Here is a 19,653-nt window from a genome sequence, read left to right on the forward strand (position 1 = left end):
TCTTCTTGGCGAAGTAGGCCCGCAAACAGCATTTACCATCCAGTCCAGAGCCTGGCTTTGCATTGGCAGGGCCAGGCTCTTGCACTGTGTGCACAGAGTCCCCATTCACCAGACCTTCTCCCCATGTCCGTATCTGCAGCGCCATCCGAAACTCAGCAGGCTCTGGCAAAGCTCACTCCCTATTTCTGGCGGGCTCTCTGCCTGAGTGTGCTGGCGGGGCTTCTGGTTCTGGCGCCTACGGCCTACATGTTCGAGGTGTATGACCGCGTGGTGAACAGCCGCAACGCCACGACCCTCGCCATGCTGACGCTGGCCGTGCTTCTGGCCATCGGTGTGATGGAGGTGTTGGAATGGGCGCGTTCGGAAACCCTGTGTGAAGCGGGTGCTGCCCTGGACCGGGCGTTGGCCCCCCGTGTGTTCAATGCCATCCATGCCGCGCATCTGAGGCAAGGGGGGGCGGTGGGGGCCCAGCCCATGATCGATTTGCGGACCGTGCGCGACTTTTTCCATGGGCCGGTACTCGGGGCGGTGATGGAGACACCTGTGGCCCTGGTGATGCTGGTGATGCTGTTTGTCATCCACCCCCTGCTGGGCTGGGTCTCGCTTGCTGGGGCCGTGCTGCAGGTCGGACTTTCGTGGCTGAACGAGCGCAGCACCAGCCCCGCCCTGCTGGGTGCCAACCAATCCGACATGGGGGCGCGGGCCTACGCAGATGGAACCTTGCGCCACAGCGACGTGATTGCGGCCATGGGCATGGAGAAAGACATGCGCCACCGTTGGCTGGCGCGGCATGAAGAGAGCCTGGGGCTGCAGTCGCAGGCGTCTGACCGCGCGGGGGTGTTCCAGGCGCTGGGCAAGATGCTGCAGACCACCTTGTCCTCGGCGCTTCTGGGCCTGGGGGCCTGGCTGGTGATGCATGACCAACTGTTCGGTGGGCCGGGGATGCTGATCGTGGGGTCGGTGCTGGGCGGGCGCGTGTTGGCGCCTCTGGTGCAAATGGTGTCCCAGTGGCGTGCCGTGGTGCAGGCGCGGGCGGCATGGGGGCGGCTTGGGCAGCTTCTGGAGCGGTTGCCAGCCTCGGGGCAAGGGATGCCGCTGCCCAAGCCGCGGGGGCGTGTGACGGTCGAGGGCCTGGTCGCAGGCGCCTCTGCGGGTGCCCCGCCGTTTGTCAAAGGGGTTGCCTTCTCGTTGCAACCGGGAGAAATGCTCGCGGTGCTGGGAGCGTCTGCGGCGGGCAAGACCACCTTGGCCCGCATGTTGATGGGGCTGTGGTCCCCGGTGGCGGGCAGTGTCCGGTTGGACGGGGTGGATGTCAGCGTATGGAACAAGGCGGAGCTGGGGCCCTACGTCGGTTATGTGCCGCAGGATGTCGAACTGTTGGAGGGCACGCTGGCCGAGAACATCGTCCGCTTTGGCGAGATGGACGAGAAGGCCATGGTGGATGCAGCACAAGCAGTGGGCGTGCACACCTGGATCACGTCGCTCCCCCAAGGCTACGCCACCCCTGTGGGGGTGGCCGGCGTGATGCTCTCCGGCGGGCAGCGCCAACGGATTGCGCTGGCACGCGCCCTGTATGGCAACCCAGTATTTGTCGTCCTGGATGAGCCCAATGCCAGCCTGGATGAGGTGGGCCATGCCGCATTGAGCAGGGCCCTGCAGGAGTTCAAGGCGCGGGGTACCACCTTTGTGGTCATGACCCATCTGCCGAGTGTGCTGGCGGTGGCGGACAAATTGCTCATCATGCAAGGCGGGGGGCAGCAGGCCTTTGGCCCCCGCGACGATGTGCTGGCGGCACTGCGAAACGCCTCTGCGGGTACGCCGGCCGTTGCCACCGCAGCGCGTGCTGCCTGATCCCCCCTTTTTTGCCAACCCAACTGACACCATGTCCATCAGCGGATTTTTCTCGCGCAGCGAAATCACCCAGGCCCTGCGGAGCCTGCGGCGTGAATGGGCCGTGATCGCGATTTTCAGCATGGTGGCCAACCTGCTCATGCTGGCGCCCACGCTGTACATGCTGCAGATTTACGACCGTGTGCTGGTCAGCCGCAATGAGCTGACCTTGCTGGTGGTCTCTCTGATCATCCTGTTCCTGTTTGCCGCCTTGGCGTTTGCCGAATGGGCGCGGTCCCGCTTGCTGGTGCGCACGGGGGTGCGCCTGGACAGGCTGCTGGGGGAGCGCGTTTTTTCGGCTGGTTTTTCGCGGGGCGTCCGTGAGGGGGGGGGCAACCCTGGCCAGTCGTTTACCGACCTGACGGAGGTGCGCCAGTTCCTCACGGGCCCCAGCATTTTTGCCTTCTTCGATTTGCCATGGACCCCCATCTACATTGGGGTGCTGTTCATGCTGCACCCGCTGCTGGGCGCTGTGGCCGTGGTCTTTGCACTGATCCAGGCGGCCTTGGCGTGGCTGGGGCACCAGCGCACGGTGATACCTTCTGATTCCCTGGCCAAGGCGCAGGGCCGGTCGCATGCCTATTTGAACGGCAAGTTGCGCAATGCCGAGGCCATCGAGGCCATGGGCATGTTGCAGCATCTGCACCCCCGCTGGGCGTTGCTGCAGGCGCGGTATGCCGAACTGCACGCGGCAGCCCAGGGCCTGACGCACCGCGTGACGGCCTGGAGCAAATCTGTGCGCTATGCGCAGCAGTCGCTGTCGCTGGCGGTGGGTGCACTGCTGGTGATCGATGGTCAGCTTTCGGCCGGAGCCATGATTGCCGCCAATGTGCTGATGACCCGGGCCCTCGCGCCGATCGACCAGTTGGTGAGCGCATGGCGGGGTTTTGTCGGAGCCCGTTCGGCCTTTTTGCGGTTGGAGCAACTGTTGGAGGAACATCCACCGCTGCCTGTGGCTTCCCCTGCCCGGCGCCTGCGAGGGGACGTGTGGCTGCGCGATGTGCACGCCACGGCACCGGGGCGGGCGGCGCCGATTCTTCAACATATGGATCTGCATGCACCGCCGGGTTCGCTGACGGTGGTGTTGGGCCCCTCGGGTTCTGGTAAATCCACATTGGCACGTGTGCTGGTGGGTGTCTGGCCTGTGTCTCGGGGCGAGTTGCTGCTCGATGGCCAGCCCCTCACCGCCTGGAGCCACGAGACCTTGGGCCCGCAAGTGGGTTATCTGCCGCAGGATACGGTCCTGTTCAGTGGGACGATTGCCGAGAACATTGCGCGTTTTGCTGCGGTGGATTCTGCCAAGGTCATCGCTGCGGCCCAGTGCGCGGGCCTGCATGAGATGGTGCTGAGATTCCCCAAGGGCTATGACACACCCATCGGCGAGGCGGGGCGCCTGCTTTCGGGGGGGCAACGCCAGCGCATCGGACTGGCGCGTGCCCTGTATGGTGATCCGGCGCTTCTGGTGCTGGACGAGCCCAACGCCCACCTGGACGATGTGGGCGAAGCGGCCTTGCTCGGGGCCATGCGCCAACTCAAGGAGCGCGGCAAGACCATGGTGATGGTCACCCACCGGGCCGGCGTGCTGGCGCTGGCGGACCAGGTGGTGGTCCTGCGTGAAGGCCAGATACAGCTGCAGGGCCCGCGCGATGAAGTCCTGGCACAGCTGCAGGCTGCGCACCACACCCCTTCTCCCTCGCCTGCAGGCTCCTTGCCGGCCCCGCAGCCGCAGCCTGCCTGAACACGTTACGCACATCCGAGACGAGCGGACATTTTCTGAACCCCTGCCCATGGCCCACACTGAACCACTGAAACAAGCACCCGCAGTCTCCTCCTTGCCGGGAGGCCGATCTACTCCCCTGCCTCCATCGGACACCGGGCGCGCGGCGCGTACCGGGTTGTGGGTGCTGGGCCTGGGGCTGGGCGGTTTCCTGCTTTGGGCGGGGCTGGCGCCTCTGGACGAAGGGGTGCCCAGCCAGGGGGTGGTCGCGATCGACACCAAGCGCAAGGCGGTGCAGCACCTCAGCGGTGGCATCGTCAAGAAGGTCTTTGTGCGCGAGGGTGATGTGGTGCAGGCAGGGCAGCCGCTGATCACGCTGGATGACGCGGTGGCCAAGGCCAACTACGAGGCGGTTCGCCAGCGGTATCTGGGCTTGCGTGCCGTGCAGGGGCGGTTGCTGGCCGAGCAAACGGGCGCAGCCGCCATTGTGTTCCACCCCGATCTGCAGGCTGCGGTGACAGACCCGCTGATCCAGCAGCAGATTAAGAACCAGGAGCAGTTGATCCAGTCGCGGCGCGCTGCCCTGCGTGCAGACCTGCAAGGCATTGAAGAAAGCATCCAGGGCCAGCACGCCTTGCTGCAGGCCTATGCGGGCATGCTGACCAGCCGGCGTGGACAGCTGGCGTCGTTGGAGGAGGAGTTGCGCCATACGCGTGAGCTGGTCAAGGAGGGCTATGCCCCCCGCAACCGGCAGCTGGAACTCGAACGCATGGTGGCCGACTCCAGTCTGGCCATCACGGAGCTGCTGGGCAACACGGCACGCACACAGCGTACGGTGGGGGAAATGCGCCAGCGGGCCCTGGCGCGGCAGCAGGAATACCGCAAGGAAGTCGAGACGAACCTGGCCGACATCACGCGGGAGGTGCAGTCGGACGCCGACAAATTCACCGCGCTGAAGGCCGATCTGGACCGCACCGAAATCCGTGCGCCCGCTGCTGGCCAGGTGGTGGGCCTGGCGGTGCAGACCGTGGGGGCCGTGGTCCAGGCGGGGCAGCAGTTGATGGGCATCGTTCCTCCCGACGAGCCTCTGGTGCTGGAAGCCCGTGTGGCCCCCCACCTGATCGACAAGGTGCGCCCAGGCCTGCATGCCGATGTGCGCTTCAGTGCGTTCGCCCATTCTCCTCAGCTCGTGGTGCAAGGGGAGCTGGCCTCGGTCTCCGGGGATCTGCTGACGGATGCACAAAGTAACCAGACCTACTACCTTGCGCGGGTGAAGGTCACGCCGGACGGCATGAAGACGCTGGGTGCACGCCATCTGCAGCCCGGCATGCCTGCCGAGGTGGTCATCAAGACCGGAGAGCGCACCATGCTGACCTATCTGCTGGGCCCCTTGCTCAAGCGGATGTCGGGCTCTTTGAAGGAAGAGTGAACATGATGGCCTTGTTTTCTGCGCCGTCGAACGCCTTGCGGGCGCTCCCGCTTGCCGCCCTTGTTGCATTCAACGGACCTGTCTGGTCCATGGATCTCCAGCAGGCCTACCAGGCGGCCTTGCAGCAGGACGCCACCATCCGCGCTGCCCGGGCAGCCGCTGAAGTGGGCGATGAGCGGGTGGCGCAGGCCAAGGCCTTGCGTTACCCCAATGTGGCATTCAGTGCCGCCCGCAGCCGCAACGACCTGAGCAATACGCAGCGCAATACGTTGGGCCGGTCGGTGACCGTGGATGAGAACTACACCAGCCACAACGCCACCTTGACCCTGCGCCAGCCTGTCTACCGCAAGTCGCTGTCGGTGGGGTTGGAGCAGGCCCACCAGATGCGCGCTGAAGTGGGCGCGCAGCTGGACCGGGAGCTGCAGAACCTGGGTGTGCGCGTGACCGACGCCTACCTGCAGCTGTTGCTGGCGCAAGACCAATTGGCCCTGGCGCGTGCGCAGAAAAACACCACGACGACCCAACTGGACGCCGCGCGCAAGCTGCTGGCGGCGGGCAGCGGCACGCGCACCGACATCGACGAGGCCCAGGCCCGGCTGGACATGGCTGTGGCGCAGGAGCTGGAGATCCGGCAGCAACTGGACTATGCGCGCCGCCAACTGGAGACCCTGGTCAACCAGCCGGTGGAGGCGCTCAGCCCACTGGATGAGGCCAAGTTCGCGGCCTGGGCGCCCGAGCAGCGCAGCGTCCAGGACTGGCTGGGCCTTGCAGAGGACAACAGTCCTGAGATCCGGCAACAGAAAGCACGGCTGGATGTTGCCCGGCTGGAGATTGAGAAGGCCCGCACCGGGCACCTCCCCACCCTGGATGCTGTCGCGCAATGGACCCGCAGCGGTAGCGAGAACGTGACCACCCCCAGCTCCAGCTACACCAACCGGGTGATCGGCCTGCAGCTGAACATGCCCCTGTTTGCGGGCGGCTATGTCAGCTCCACGGTGCGCCAGGCCGTGGCTGAGCAGGCGCAGGCGCGCGAGCTGCTGGAGGCCGCGCGCCGGGACCTCAGCCTGCGCATCCACACCGAGTTCCGGGGGGTCAGCGAAGGCCGCCTGCGCATCCTGGCGCTGGAACAGGCCGCGCGGTCCGCCGCACAGCTTGTGGTGTCGAGCCGCCGCTCGTTTGAAGGCGGTGCCAGAACCCTGGTGGACATCCTGAACGCGGAGCAGCAAAAAGAGCTGGCCTTGCGCGACCTGGCCCGGGCACGCTATACCTACCTGGTGTCCTGCGTTCGCTTGCAGGCCCTGGCCGGGGGGGACAAGGACGGCAGCATTGCTGCTGTGAATGCGCTGCTCAAGACACCCTGAGCCCAACACGCACGGCTTCGCTGGGCGCGGCAGCGTGCCGGGGGGCATCTTCCCGCCGCTGCATGAAAGAAAACCCCCGGCGCCTGGCGGTGCACGGGGGCAAGAACGGGAAGACGTTCTGCGCAGCGCTTGGAGCGCCGCAGAGCCTGCGCTCAGCGGCTGCTCGGAAAGCTGAACACCGCGCCTTCGCGCACGCCTGCACTCGGCCAGCGCTGCGTGATCGTCTTGCGCTTGGTATAGAAGCGCACGGCATCAGGCCCGTAGGCGTGCAGGTCGCCGAACAGGCTGCGCTTCCAGCCGCCAAAGGAGTGGTAGGCCACGGGCACGGGCAGGGGCACGTTCACACCCACCATGCCGACTTGGATGTGGTCGGTGAAGTAGCGGGCGGCCTCACCGTCGCGGGTGAAGATGCAGGTGCCGTTGCCGTATTCGTGGTCGTTGATGAGCTGCATGGCTTCCTGCAGCGTCTTCACGCGCACCACGCCCAGCACGGGGCCGAAGATCTCTTCCTGGTAGATCTTCATGCCGGGCTTGACGTTGTCGAACAGGCAGGCGCCCAGGAAGTAGCCTTCCTCGTGGCCCGCCACCTTCACCGTGCGGCCGTCGACCACCAGCGTGGCGCCTTCGGCCACGCCGCTGTCCACATAGGACTTGACCTTCTCGAAGTGGGGCTTGGTCACCAGCGGGCCCATGTCGTTGCTGTTGTCCGTGCCTGGGCCGACCTTCATCTTGGCGATCTCGGTCTTGAGGCCCGCAATCACGGCGTCACCCACTTCGTCGCCCACGGCCACCAGCAGCGGGATGGCCATGCAGCGCTCGCCGCAGGAGCCGTAGGCCGCGCCCATCAGGGCGCTCACGGCGTTGCCCACGTCGGCGTCGGGCATCAGCACGGCGTGGTTCTTGGCGCCGCCCAGGGCCTGCACGCGCTTGCCGTGTTTGCAGCCTTCGGCATAGATGTACTCGGCAATCGGCGTGGAGCCCACGAAGCTCACGGCCTTCACGCGCGGGTCCTGCAGCAGCGTGTCCACGGCCAGCTTGTCGCCGTTGACCACGTTGAGCACGCCCGGTGGCAGGCCCGCCTCCAGCGCGAGCTGGGCGATGAACAAGGTGGAAGAAGGATCACGCTCCGACGGCTTGAGCACAAAGGTGTTGCCGCAGGCCACGGCCATGGGCCACATCCACAGCGGCACCATGGCCGGGAAGTTGAACGGCGTGATGCCGGCGGTGACGCCCAGCGCCTGGAACTCGGACCACGAGTCGATGTTGGGGCCCACGTTGCGGCTGTGTTCGCCCTTGAGCAGTTCGGGCGCGTAGCTCGCGTATTCCACGTTCTCGATGCCGCGCTGCAGCTCGCCGTGCGCATCCGCCAGCACCTTGCCGTGCTCGGCGGTGATCAGGGCGGCGATCTTGTCGGCGTTTTCTTCGAGCAGCACCTTGAGCTTGCTCATCACGCGCGCACGCTTGAGCGGCGGGGTGTTGCGCCAGGCCGGGAAGGCGGCCTCGGCCGAGGCGATGGCGGCTTCGACCGTCGCCTTGCTGGCCAGGGCCACGCTGGTGGTCGATTGGCCGGTGGCGGGGTTGAACACCGGCTGGGTGCGCTCGGTGTCGGCAACGGTCTGGCCGTCGATCAGGTGGCCGACGGTGGTGGTGACGTTCTTGTCGTGGTTCATGTCAAAAAATCTCAATAAAAATGCCACTACCGCTTGTTGAATGGGCGGTAGCAGCTATCAATATAGGAGCAATCGCAGAGGCAGCCGCCCTGCGCCTGCTGCAACGGATTACGCCGTCTCGGTCAGTGCATCGCCCAGGGCGCTCACCATGCGGTCGATCTCGGCCTCGGTGCTGATGAACGGGGGCGCGAGCTGGATGGTGTCGCCGCCATAACGCACATAGAAGCCCTTGTCCCAGCACTTCATCGCGATCTCGTAGGGGCGGCGGGCGGGTTCGCCCGGCAGTGCGCTGATGGTGATGCCGGCGGCCAGGCCGTAGTTGCGGATGTCCGCCACGTGTTTGGTGCCCTTGAGGCCATGCACCGCGTTCTCGAAATACGGGGCCAGCGCCTTCACGCGGCCGGGCATGTCTTCCTTTTGCAGGATGTCGAGCACCGCGTTGCCGGCCGCGCAGGCCACGGGGTGGGCCGAGTAGGTGTAGCCGTGCGGGAATTCGAGCATGTACTCGGGGCCGCCCTGGCTGATGAAAGTGTCGTAGATCTCCTTGGTGGCGATCACGCCGCCCAGCGGCTGCGCGCCGTTGGTCACCTGCTTGGCGAAGTTCAGGATGTCGGGCGTCACGCCGAAGGCCTCGGCCCCCGTCCAGGCGCCGCAGCGGCCGAAGCCGGTGATCACTTCATCAAAAATCAGCAGGATGTTGTTCTGCGTGCAGATCTCGCGCAGGCGCTCCAGGTAACCCTGGGGCGGGATCACCACGCCGGCCGAGCCGGAGAAGGGCTCCACGATCACGGCGGCGATGTTCGAGGCATCGTGCAGCGCGATCACGTCCAGCAGTTTGTCGGCCAGCGCGCGGCCGCCTTCTTCGGCCATGCCTTTCTGGAAGGTGCCGACCGGCGGCTGGGTGTGCGGAATGTGGTCGGCCTCGACCCCCTGGCCGAAGGTCTTGCGGTTGCCCACGATGCCACCCACCGAGATGCCGCCGTAGTTCACGCCGTGGTAACCCTTTTCGCGGCCGATCAGGCGGGTCTTGCTGGCCTGGCCCTTGGCGCGCCAGTAGGCGCGGGCCATCTTGAGCGAGGTGTCGGCCGACTCGGAGCCTGAGCCGGTGAAGAACACATAGTCCAGGCCGGCGGGCGTGAGGGCCTTGAGCCGGTTGGCCAGCTCGAACGAGGCGGGGTGGCCGAACTGGAAGGCGGGTGAATAGTCCAGCGTGGCGGCGGCGCGGCCGATGGCCTCGGCCACTTCCTTGCGGCCGTGTCCCAGGCCCGAGCACCACAGGCCCGAGAGGCCGTCAAAAATCTTGCGGCCTTCCGCGTCGGTGTAGTAGGCACCCTGGCCGCTCACGATCATGCGTGGCTTGGCCTTGAAGTTGCGGTTGCCGGTGAAGGGCATCCAGTGCGCATCGAGCCATTCGGCGTCCATGCGGGGGGTGTCCGGGCCGGCGGCGGGTTTTTCGATGTGGACAAAGCTCATGGCGGGTCTCCAGGGGCGGGCGTTGATGGCTGGGGGAAGGCTGCGCAGGGGCCAGAGGGGCAAAACCCTGCGGAGCGCCCATTGTTGTGCGGCCTGTTAATCTCTCAAATAATCAAATATCAATGTTTACTTGACGGTTTGTGAAAGTTAAAACCCCCACTCCCCCCCTGCCCGCCGCCCCGGCCAAACACCGTGCCGTGCTGGGCCAGCTCAGCGACATGGACCTGCGCCTGCTGCAGGTGTTCAAGAGCGTGGTCGAGTGCGGCGGCATGTCGGCCGCCGAGCTGGAGCTGAACATCGGCACCAGCACCGTGAGCCGCCACATGAAAGACTTGGAGACCCGCCTGGGCCTTACCCTGTGCCGCCGGGGGCGTGCGGGTTTTGCGCTCACCGCCGAAGGGCAGCGCGTGTACGACGAGACGCTGCGCCTGCTGGCCTCGGTGCGCAGCTTTCGCGACAGCATCGACGACATCCACTCGCGCATGGGCGGGCAACTGGCCGTGGCCATTTTTGACAAGACGGCCAGCAACCCTGCCGCGCGCATTGGCCAGGCGATTGCCGCCTTCACGGCCCAGGCGCCCGATGTGCAGCTGCAACTGCATGTGGGCTCCATCAACGCCATCGAGCGCGGCGTGATGGACGGCAGCTACCAGGTGGGCATCATCCCGGCACACCGCAGCTCGCAAAGCCTGGCCTACGCCGACCTGTTTGCCGAGACCATGCTGCTGTATTGCGGCGTGGGCCACCCGCTGTTCGGGGTGCCAGCCGGGGCCCAGGCCGCCCCGGCCGACTGGCACGCGGTGCGCAGCTACCAGTTTGCGGGGTTGGGCTACCACTCGCCCAACATGGAACTGAGCCACCAGGCGCGGCTCGCGCGCGCGGCCACAGGGTTTGACCAGGAATCCATCGCCACGCTGATCCTGTCAGGCCGCTTTCTGGGGTTTTTGCCCGACCACTACGCCGAGGCGTTCGAGCGCCAGGGCCTCATGCAGGCCGTGAACCCGGCGCTGTTTCATTACAGCTGCCAGTTTGTGAGCCTGATGCGCCGCTCGCCCGCGCCCGCCCGCGCGGCCCAGGCGTTTGCGCAGTGCCTGGAGGATGTGCACCGGCCCGGTCGGTGACAGGGTCATTGCCAGGCCCTGGCTTGCCAGCGGCCACGGCGAGGCGGACAATTCACTTTTTTGCAACATTGTGTGACACCGGGAGCAGCACCCATGGTCAGCATTTCCTCGATTGGCAGTTCCGGCCTGCAGGCCGCGCAGTTGCGGCTCGATGCGTCGGCCAACAACGTGGCCAACATGAACACCGCCGGCTACCGCCGCGAGGTGGTGGCACAGGAGGAAGTGGCCGAGAGTGCCGGTGTGCGCGCCACCGTGCAGCGCGAACAGGACGCCAAGGGCGTGGCGCTGGAGCAGGAGGCCGTGGAGCAGATGTCGGCCACCTACGCGTTCAAGGCCAATCTGCAGACCATCAAGACGCAGGACGAGATGATGGGTTCACTCTTGGATGTCAGGGCCTGAGAAGAATCTGGGAAGGGGCTGGAAAGCGCCTGTGCCCGGGCCTTCGTCCCCCAAACAATGCCCCGCTGGCCGGGGCATTGTTGTTTCTGGCTTGGGTTCAGGCCGCGGTGCCGGTGGTCAACCGGCCGAAGCCCACCCGGCCAGCCGGTGGATCAGCCAGCGCTGAAACGCCAGCCCCGTGGCGGTGCGGCTGCGCAAGGGGATGCTGTACATGGTGGACTCCTTCGGATGGGGGATTCAAGCGGTCTGCAAGGCGATCGGGCTGGGTGCCTGGGCGGCGCTGCCGCTGGCGTTGCGCCGCGCCGCCCGGTCCCAGGCCTTTTCGTGGAAGAAGAAGGCCACGGCCTGCACGGTGGGCTCCAGCAGGCTCAGGGTGAGCGAGGCCCACAGGTTGCCCGTGACCGCATACGCCACCATCGCCGCCACGCAGATGTGGATCAGGTAGTAGCTGCCGGTCTTCATCAGCATGGTTTGGTTGTGGCGTGCGGCGCGGCGGATGTGGGACATGGTGGACTCCTTTTTCTACAGGCTGCGGGGTGTGTGCAGCGATGGGGAAATGGTAGTGATTCGCAATAGCAAAGACCAATTGATCGTTGCTAAAGCAGAGATAGCCACTATCAAGGTGCCGTGACCGAAGGCCCCGTGGCACGGGGCTCGAAACCACCGCTTCTGTGCGTGAACGGATGCACGCAAAGGCGCCGAAAAAAGCTGCAGGCGGCTGGGGCCCCGTTGCTATGATGGCCGCTCTTTTCAACCCCCTTTCTCTTTTGCTTTGGGAGCAGCTATGGCCCTCATGGACTTCATCAAGAAACAGTTCATTGACATCATTCAATGGACCGAAGAGGGGGATGGCACGCTGGCCTGGCGCTTCCCCATGCGCGACATGGAAATCCAGAACGGCGGCACGCTGGTGGTGCGCGAGTCGCAGATGGCGATCTTCGTCAACGAAGGCCAGGTGGCCGACGTGTTCACGCCCGGCACCTACAAGCTCACCACGCAGACGCTGCCGGTGCTCACCTACCTCAAGAACTGGGACAAGCTCTTCGAGTCGCCCTTCAAGAGCGATGTGTACTTCTTCAGCACCCGCCAGCAGATCGACCAGAAATGGGGCACGCCCCAGCCCATCACGATCCGCGACAAGGACTTCGGCGCCGTGCGCCTGCGCGCGTTCGGCAACTACGCGTTCCGTGTGGCCGACCCCAAGCTGTTCCACACCGAGATCTCGGGCACGCGCGAGTTGTATCCCGTGGCCGACCTCGAAGGCCAGCTGCGGGGCCTGGTGCTGCAGAACATCAGCAATGCCATTGCCGGCAGCGGCCTGCCCTTTTTGGACCTGGCGGCCAACCAGGTCATGTTTGCCGATGCGCTGACCAAGGAGCTGGCGCCCCTCTTTGCCAAGATCGGCCTGCTGATCGAAAACCTCACGGTGCAGAACGTCTCGCTGCCCGAAGAGCTGCAAAAGATCCTGGACCAGAAGATCGGCATGGGCATGGTCGGCAACGACATGGGCAAGTTCATGCAGTACCAGACGGCGCAGGCCATCCCGAAGTTCGCCGAAGGCGCGGGCCAGGGCGGAGGCATTGCGGGCGACGCCATGGGCCTGGGGGCCGGTGTGGCGCTGGGCCAGGTGCTGGCGCAGAACCTGCAGCAAGGCCTGCAAGGTGGTGGTGCTGCACAGGCAGCGCCGGCGGCCGCAGCACCGACCGGCGTGAAGCCCGAGGACGTGATGGCCACGCTGGAGAAGCTGGGCGATCTCAAGGCCAAGGGCATCCTCACGCAGGAAGAGTTCGACGCCAAGAAGGCCGAGCTGCTCAAGAAGCTGGTCTGAGTTCGTTTGCTATCATAAAAATAGCTGCTTGCGCTGGAGGGACGGGCGCCAGAGGCCTTAAAGGCCTCAGGGCCGCGTAGTGCGGCGCAGGCAGACAACACCACACGATGGCCACCGAACCCACACAGCGTTCGTACCGCGCGCCCTGCCCGGGCTGCGGCGCACCGGTTGAATTCCGCAGCGCGCAGTCCACCCATGCCGTCTGTGGCTACTGCCAGAGCACCGTGGTGCGCAGTGGCGAGGTGCTCACGCGCCTGGGCAAGATGGCCGAGCTGTTCGACGACCACAGCCCGCTGCAGCTCATGGCCAGCGGCCGCATCCAGCTTGATGGCAAGGATGTGCCCTTCACCCTCATCGGCCGCCTGCAGTACAAGGGCGACGCGGGCGTGTGGACCGAATGGGCCGCCTTCCTGAACGACGGCACCTTGGCCACGCTGGGCGAGGACAACGGTGCCTATGTCTTCACCCGGACCATCGACCCGGGCCGCGAGATGCCCGAGGCCGAGCGTTTCCGCATCGGCAGCACCACCGCCATCAATGGCAAGCCTTACAGCGTGGCCTACACCGGCCAGGCGCAGCTGATCTCGGCCCAGGGCGAGCTGCCCAAGTTGCCGCCGCTGGGCCAGCCCTTCGGCATGGTCGAGTTGCGCAGTGCCGACGGCGAGGTGGTCAGCATCGACTACGGCCACACCCCGCCCAACGTCGAGCGCGGCCGCGCCGTCCTGCTCGAAGACCTGCAGCTCCAGGGCCTGAAAGACGCATCGGCCAAGGACGAAAAAGGCCGCCAGTTCAACTGCCCGCATTGCGGCGCACCCGTGCAGGTGCAGCTGGCGGGCACCAAAAGCATCACCTGCGGCTCGTGCGCCAGCATCATCAGCCTCGATAGCGGCGTGGGCGGCGAGCTGCGCGCGGCCGAGCAGGACGAGCCCGTGCAGCCCCTCATCCCGCTGGGAGCCAAGGGCCAGCTGCAGGGCGTGCACTGGCAGGTGGTGGGCTTTCAGCACCGCATGGGCGTGGAGCCCGGCGACGACGAACACTTCGGCTGGAGCGAATACCTGCTCTACAACCAGAAGCGCGGCTTTGCGTTTCTCGTCGATTCGGAAGAAGGCTGGAGCATGGTGCGCCCCACCACTGGCGCGCCGCAGGTGGCGGCCACGGGGCGCTCGGCCACCTACATGGGCACCAAGTACGACCTCAAGTACAGCTACGAGGCCGAGACCACCTATGTGCTGGGCGAGTTCTACTGGCAGGTCACGCGCGGCCAGAAGACCACCAACCGCGACTTCGCCAGCAGCAAGGGCCTGCTGTCGATGGAGCAAAGCCCGAACGAGATCACCTGGTCCGCCGGTGACAAGCTCGCCAGCGACACCGTGGCCAAGGCCTTCCAGCTCGACGACAAGAAGGACGCGCTCAAGCGCAACGACCCCGGCCCCTTCGTGGCCAAGTCGGGCCTGGGCTGCGGCACCATCATCATCATCGCGATTGTCATCCTCATCCTGTTGCTCTTGCTCAGCCGCTGCACCCGCTGCGACCCCCGTGTGGAGAACTGCTCCTCGTCGTCGTCTTCTTCTTCCGGCTACCGCAGCTCGGGGGGCTCGTACGGCGGGTACTCATCGGGCGGCAGCCACAAGTAGCCGCCAGCCCATTGCGGTGCCACCCGCCCACTTGCCTCGCCCTTTTGCCCCCGCCCCGCACGCACCCGTGAACCCATGTTTTAAGGAGATCCCCTCATGATCGGCATCGAATGGCTCAAGCCCGCAGCGTTCCTCGGGTCCATCCTCTACGCCGTCATCGGCGTGGTCGTCTTCTGGCTGTGTTTTGTCATCGTGGACAAGATCACGCCCTACGACCTGTGGCGCGAAATCGTCGAAAAACAGAACCAGGCCCTGGGCCTGGTGGTGGCTGCGATGTGCCTGGGGATCAGCATCATCGTGGCGGCGGCGATCCACTAGGCGCCCAGCGCCGCCTGCCTGGCGCCGCCAGCGGCGCTGTGGATGCCCTGACCGACCCCGACGGGCTGCCCTCGCACGCGGGCAGCCCGCTTCTTTTGTTTCCATGAACGCCGACATCCAAAAAAACCTCTGGGCCACCGCTGGCAGGCTGCGCTTCCACGTGGACGCTGTCGAGTCGAACTACGGCGAGGCCGACCCGGTCGATCCCGCCTGCATGGAAGCCGGACTGGGTGGCGTGCTGTGTGCATGATCGCTCTGTTTTTGATAGCTAATTGTGCTTATCCAACAAGCGATAGCATTCAACTCGAATCAGATAATTTGGACCAGGAATCCGTGTGATGTTCTCGCCCGCCTCCCTCGAAGACCTGTCCCTGCTGCGCGAAACGGTGGAACTGGAGTGCAAGCTCGCCCAAGGCCACAATGGCCAGGGCGAGGTGCCCAAGGATTTCTGGCCCACCTACTCGGCCATGGCCAACGCCCATGGCGGTGTGGTGTTGCTGGGGGTGCGCGAAAAGGAGGGGGTGTTCTCTGTTGCGGGCATCCCCAACCCGGCCAAGGTGCGGGCGGATTTGTTCAACAACCTGAACAACCCGGGCAAGGTCAGCGTCAATCTGCTGACGGATGCCGATGTGCAGGAGTTGGTGTTGGAGGGGCGGACGGTGGTGCTGGTCCGTATCCCACAGGCCACGCGCAAACAGCGGCCCGTTTTTCTCAACAACCAGCCTTTGGACCACACCTACAAGCGACTGAACGACGGTGAATGGCCCTGTGATGAAGAGACTGTCAAGCGCATGCTGGCCGAACAGGTGGAGGATGAGCGCGATGCCCGCATCCTGGCCCACTTTGGCATGGACGACGTGGACATGGAAAGCCTGCGCATCTATCGCCAGATGCTCAAGGACGAGAAGCCCGGCCATCCCTACTTGGAGCAGGATGACTTTGCGTTGATGCAGAGCCTGCGCGGCTGGCGCCGTGACCGGGCCACGGGTGTGGAAGGATTGACGCTGGCTGGTTTGCTGATGTTTGGCCGCTGGTCGGCCATTCAGGAGGCGGTGCCGCACTACTTTGTGGACTACCAGGAGCGGCCCGAGGCCAAGACAGAGCTGCGCTGGGTCGACCGGTTGGTGCCAGACGGCACCTGGTCAGGCAATCTGTTTGATTTTTACCGCCGGGTGTACCGCAAGCTGGTGGCCGATCTGAAGGTGCCTTTTGGCCTGAAGGATGGGCAGCGGCAAGACGACACGCCGGTGCATGTGGCCTTGCGCGAGGCGCTGGTCAACACGCTGGTGCACGCAGATTACACCGGGCGGGTGTCCGTGCTGGTGGTCAAGCGGCCGGATATGTTTGGCTTTCGCAACCCCGGCGGGTTGAGATTGCCGCTGGAGCAGGTGATCCGGGGTGGCGAGAGCGACTGCCGCAATCGCATCCTGCACCAGATGTTTTTGTTGATTGGCCTGGGTGAGCGCGGTGGCTCGGGCATGCCCAAGATTTTCAGCGGTTGGCAAAGCCGGCACTGGCGCCAGCCCTTGTTGCGTGAAAAGGATGTCCCCGAACAGACTTTGCTGGAGTTGCACATGCTGGATTTGCTGCCCGAGCCTGTGCTGGAAGCATTGCGAACCCGGTTCGGAGTCGCATTTGAGCAAGTGGATGCGTTAGGCCGGGTCATTTTGGCCACAGCCATGATTGAACGCGTGGTGAACCACGCCCGCATGGCCGAGATTTGCACGGACCACCCGCACGATCTGAGCCGGGCGCTGGCCCGGCTGGAGCGGGACGGAATGTTGCTGTCTCAGGGGCAGTCCAAGGGCAAGGTGTACCACCTGCCGGGCGCAGCGCCGGTTTCCCCGGAGCAGGTGTTCGCGTTTTTAGATAGCTCCGGTAGTAACGACCCGAGCTTCGGTAGTAACGCGGCCAGCTCCGGGAGTAGTGAAGACAGCTCCGGGAGTAACGGGGCAAACCTGGCCGATGGCGCACCCGCATTGGCTGAGGCGGGCTTCGGGCAAGCGAGCCGAGACGACAACGGGTGCCTGATCTCCCCGTTGCTGGACGCACCCGTGGTGGACGCGTTGTCCGTGTTGACCCCGCAGCTGCGCGACGAATTGCTTCAGCGCGCGACTTTACCGAGGGCAAAGGCGCGATTGGACAGGGACAGCATGATTTCCGTCATCCTGGCGGTATGTGATGGACGCTATGTCCGCCTGAGTGTTCTTGCCGAGCTGCTCAGTCGAAATGTGGACGGCCTGCGCAAAGGCTACCTGGACGCGCTGGTCAAAGACAACCGTATCCTGCGCGCCTTCCCGGGTACGCCCACCCACGAAATGCAGTCATATCGCGCTGCAGACAGCCGTAGTAGCAAGGGCGCGCACCGTCCATGACCCAGCAATGGTGCCTTCCATTCCTTCGAGGGTTTGGATGCATAAGAAGCCGTATTTTTATACTCATATCGGCCTGAAGGACGCCAATGACAGAAGACCCGCGTGAACAAAACCCCTTGGCCTGGCTGCAAGACATGGGGGGCACCTACCGCCACCAGAACCGGTCCATTGAGACCGCACAGGTGATGGCAGAGCTGGTGGATATGGCCAAGAAGTTCCGCGAGGCCGCAGGCCGGGGCGAGCCGCTGGGGCTGGGTGACGACGAGGTGCGGTTGTATGACGCCTTGGCCGCCAACGAATCGGCCGTGCGTGCACTGACAGACGAGACGTTGAAAAAGATCGCCCACGAGTTGACCGAGAACCTGCGCCAGAACCTGAGCATGGATGGGTCTGAGCGTGAGTGCGTGCGCGCCAAGCTGCGGCTGACGGCCAAGCCCAGTCTGCGCAAGTACCAATGTCCGTGGGACTCCCCGGATGCCGCCGTGGAACGGGTGCTGCAGCCAGCCCAGATGCTGGGTGAAGAGGGGGTGGCGTGATGGCAACTTCGGCCTCCACCGCCCAGCAGGCCCCCCGCCCCATCGACATCGCCCTGCTCACCAGCGTCTTCGTGGTGGCCGCCTGCGGCCTGCTGTATGAGCTGGCGGCGGGGGCGCTGGCGTCCTATGTGCTGGGCGACTCGGTGCTGCAGTTCAGCACCATCATCGGCACCTACCTGTTTGCCATGGGCCTGGGCTCGTGGCTGTCGCGGTATTTCGAGCGGCAGCTGCCTGCGCATTTCCTGCGCATCGAGCTGCTGGTGGCGCTGATTGGCGGCGCCTTGCCCGCCACGCTGTTCCTGGCCAATGCCTACACGCCGGGGGCGTTCCGGTTCCTGCTGTATTCGATGGTGCTCATGGTGGGCACGCTGGTGGGGCTGGAGATTCCGCTGGTCATGCGCATCCTCAAGCGCAACGTGGTGCTCAAGGACCTGGTCTCGCAGGTGCTCACCTTCGACTACCTGGGGGCGCTGGCGGTGTCGCTGGCGTTTCCGCTGCTGCTGGTGCCGCACCTGGGGCTCATTCGCACGGGCCTGGTGTTCGGGCTCATGAATGCGGCCGTGGCGCTGTGGGCGGTGTGGCTGTTCCGCCATGAGCTGCGGCGCGTGAAGGCCCACCTGCTGGCCTGCGCGATGGTGGTGGGCCTGCTGCTGGCCGCTCTGGCGGGCGCCGACCAGATCACGAGTTTTGCCGAGGACAAGTTCTACCAGGACCGCATCGTCTTCACCACGGCCACGCCCTACCAGCGCATCGTGGTCACGCAGGGCCGCTATGGCCACCGGCTGTACCTCAACGGCAACCTGCAGTTCTCCGAATCGGACGAATACCGCTACCACGAGGCCCTGGTGCACCCCGCGATGGCCGCACATGGCGCGCCCAAACGTGTGGCGGTGCTGGGTGGCGGCGACGGCATGGCCGTGCGCGAGATCCTCAAATACCCCTCGGTCGAATCCGTCACCCTGGTCGAGCTGGACCCGGCCATGACCCGCATCTTCAGCGAGAACCCCACGCTCGCGCGCCTGAACGGCCATGCGCTGCAGGACCCCAAGGTCAAGATCGTCAACACCGACGCCTTCGGCTGGCTGCAGCAGGGCGGCGAAGCCCGCGAAGCGGGGGGCCTGGGGGCCGACGACACCTTCGATGTCATCGTGGTGGATTTCCCCGATCCCACGAACTTCTCCATCGGCAAGCTCTACACCAACAGCTTCTATGCGCTGCTGGACAAGCGCCTGGCGGCCAGTGGCTATGCGGTGGTGCAGACCACCTCGCCGCTGGTGGCGCGCCAGAGCTTCTGGACGGTGGTGCAGACCATCGAGTCCGTGGGCCTGCAGACCGCGCCCTACCACGCCCATGTGCCCAGCTTCGGCGAATGGGGCTATGTGATCGCGAGCCGCCGGCCCTGGCGCCTGCCCGAGGCCCTGCCGGACGGTCTGCGCTTTCTGGCCCCCCCCTCGCTGCCGCTGCTGTTTGACTTTCCGCTCGACATGGCACGCGTGCCGGCCGACGTGAACCGGCTGTCCAACCAGGCGCTGGTGCACACCTACGAGCGCGAATGGGGCAAGGTCGTGGCGCATTGAAGGGCGCGGCAGCCCGCCCTGCCCAGGCGCGCGTTGCGGGGTTTTCCGAAGGCCCCGGGCCCGACAATGGGATACAAACGATGGCCATGACCTGAATGCCACAGGCGACTCCCATGCTGGACCAATTTTTTCTCGGCAACGCGCCGGCCTACCCTTTCCTCTGGGCGCAGCACGACCCCTGGCTGGTGGCCCTGTCGGTGCTGATGGCCGTGCTGGCCTCGGTGCTGGCGCTGCAGATGGCCGCGCTGGCCCGGCGTGCGGACACCGGCTTCATGCGCCAGATGGCCCGGGGCTCGGGCGCCATGGCGCTGGGCGGGGGCATCTG

At 65.4% G+C, this 19,653-nt stretch carries 15 protein-coding genes and 1 pseudogene; 13 read left to right on the forward strand and 3 right to left on the reverse strand.

What is annotated here, in order from left to right; all coding sequences use genetic code 11:
• The first annotated feature begins 123 nt into the window (after positions 1 to 123).
• The 4 genes from DBV10_RS07325 to DBV10_RS07340 all read left to right on the forward strand — a co-directional run bounded on the left by DBV10_RS07325 (position 124) and on the right by DBV10_RS07340 (position 6,397).
• Positions 124 to 1,851, forward strand: coding sequence for a type I secretion system permease/ATPase (locus tag DBV10_RS07325; RefSeq protein ID WP_124512103.1), 1,728 nt, complete (start codon positions 124 to 126; stop codon positions 1,849 to 1,851).
• 31 nt (positions 1,852 to 1,882) lie between these two features.
• The gene (locus DBV10_RS07330) at positions 1,883 to 3,628 is read left to right on the forward strand and encodes a type I secretion system permease/ATPase (RefSeq protein WP_124512105.1); all 1,746 of its coding nucleotides are present in this window, start codon (positions 1,883 to 1,885) and stop codon (positions 3,626 to 3,628) included.
• Positions 3,629 to 3,677: 49 nt separating this feature from the next.
• Positions 3,678 to 5,036, forward strand: coding sequence for an HlyD family type I secretion periplasmic adaptor subunit (locus DBV10_RS07335; protein ID WP_124512107.1), 1,359 nt, complete (start codon positions 3,678 to 3,680; stop codon positions 5,034 to 5,036).
• Positions 5,037 to 5,125: 89 nt separating this feature from the next.
• Positions 5,126 to 6,397 (forward strand): TolC family outer membrane protein, encoded by a 1,272-nt coding sequence (locus tag DBV10_RS07340; RefSeq protein ID WP_233589840.1) that lies wholly within the window; start codon positions 5,126 to 5,128, stop codon positions 6,395 to 6,397.
• Between the two features lie 152 nt (positions 6,398 to 6,549).
• Here DBV10_RS07340 and DBV10_RS07345 read toward each other — a convergent pair whose 3' ends face one another.
• Together DBV10_RS07345 and DBV10_RS07350 are read right to left on the reverse strand one after the other, a co-directional pair.
• Positions 6,550 to 8,067: a CoA-acylating methylmalonate-semialdehyde dehydrogenase gene (locus DBV10_RS07345; protein ID WP_124512111.1), complete on the reverse strand. Its 1,518-nt coding sequence runs from the start codon at positions 8,065 to 8,067 to the stop codon at positions 6,550 to 6,552.
• A gap of 108 nt (positions 8,068 to 8,175) precedes the next feature.
• Positions 8,176 to 9,540, reverse strand: coding sequence for an aspartate aminotransferase family protein (locus tag DBV10_RS07350; RefSeq protein ID WP_124512113.1), 1,365 nt, complete (start codon positions 9,538 to 9,540; stop codon positions 8,176 to 8,178).
• Between the two features lie 218 nt (positions 9,541 to 9,758).
• On the opposite strand from DBV10_RS07350, the gene DBV10_RS07355 reads away from it, so the two are divergent.
• Together DBV10_RS07355 and DBV10_RS07360 are read left to right on the forward strand one after the other, a co-directional pair.
• On the forward strand, positions 9,759 to 10,661 hold the full coding sequence (locus tag DBV10_RS07355) for a LysR family transcriptional regulator (protein WP_124512541.1): 903 nt from the start codon (positions 9,759 to 9,761) through the stop codon (positions 10,659 to 10,661).
• Positions 10,662 to 10,754: 93 nt separating this feature from the next.
• Entirely contained in the window at positions 10,755 to 11,060 is a 306-nt protein-coding gene (locus DBV10_RS07360; protein ID WP_124512115.1) for a flagellar basal body protein, read from the forward strand.
• Positions 11,061 to 11,297: 237 nt separating this feature from the next.
• Here DBV10_RS07360 and DBV10_RS07365 read toward each other — a convergent pair whose 3' ends face one another.
• On the reverse strand, positions 11,298 to 11,567 hold the full coding sequence (locus tag DBV10_RS07365; RefSeq protein ID WP_124512117.1) for a DUF2061 domain-containing protein: 270 nt from the start codon (positions 11,565 to 11,567) through the stop codon (positions 11,298 to 11,300).
• A 277-nt stretch (positions 11,568 to 11,844) separates the two neighbouring features.
• Here DBV10_RS07365 and DBV10_RS07370 point away from each other — a divergent pair, with 277 nt between their 5' ends.
• The 7 genes and pseudogenes from DBV10_RS07370 (at position 11,845) to DBV10_RS07395 (ending at position 19,328) form a co-directional block, all read left to right on the forward strand.
• Entirely contained in the window at positions 11,845 to 12,888 is a 1,044-nt protein-coding gene (locus tag DBV10_RS07370) for an SPFH domain-containing protein (RefSeq protein WP_124512119.1), read from the forward strand.
• Between the two features lie 107 nt (positions 12,889 to 12,995).
• Entirely contained in the window at positions 12,996 to 14,522 is a 1,527-nt protein-coding gene (locus DBV10_RS07375) for a DUF4178 domain-containing protein (protein ID WP_124512121.1), read from the forward strand.
• 96 nt (positions 14,523 to 14,618) lie between these two features.
• The gene (locus DBV10_RS07380; protein ID WP_124512123.1) at positions 14,619 to 14,840 is read left to right on the forward strand and encodes a DUF350 domain-containing protein; all 222 of its coding nucleotides are present in this window, start codon (positions 14,619 to 14,621) and stop codon (positions 14,838 to 14,840) included.
• Positions 14,841 to 14,943: 103 nt separating this feature from the next.
• Positions 14,944 to 15,090 carry a hypothetical protein gene (locus tag DBV10_RS22765; RefSeq protein ID WP_158616804.1) on the forward strand — a complete coding sequence of 49 codons (147 nt, stop codon included), beginning with the start codon at positions 14,944 to 14,946 and terminating at the stop codon, positions 15,088 to 15,090.
• 88 nt (positions 15,091 to 15,178) lie between these two features.
• Positions 15,179 to 17,215 carry an RNA-binding domain-containing protein gene (locus DBV10_RS07385; protein WP_124512125.1) on the forward strand — a complete coding sequence of 679 codons (2,037 nt, stop codon included), beginning with the start codon at positions 15,179 to 15,181 and terminating at the stop codon, positions 17,213 to 17,215.
• A 149-nt stretch (positions 17,216 to 17,364) separates the two neighbouring features.
• A pseudogene (locus DBV10_RS07390) lies at positions 17,365 to 17,751 on the forward strand (type I restriction enzyme endonuclease domain-containing protein); the annotation flags it as partial.
• A complete protein-coding gene (locus DBV10_RS07395; protein WP_124512129.1) occupies positions 17,751 to 19,328 on the forward strand; it encodes a polyamine aminopropyltransferase in 1,578 nt (525 codons plus the stop codon). The pseudogene DBV10_RS07390 and the gene DBV10_RS07395, both read left to right, overlap by 1 nt.
• Positions 19,329 to 19,653 lie beyond the last annotated feature (325 nt).

This window comes from Acidovorax sp. FJL06, assembly GCF_003852545.1.
GTDB lineage: Bacteria > Pseudomonadota > Gammaproteobacteria > Burkholderiales > Burkholderiaceae_C > Acidovorax.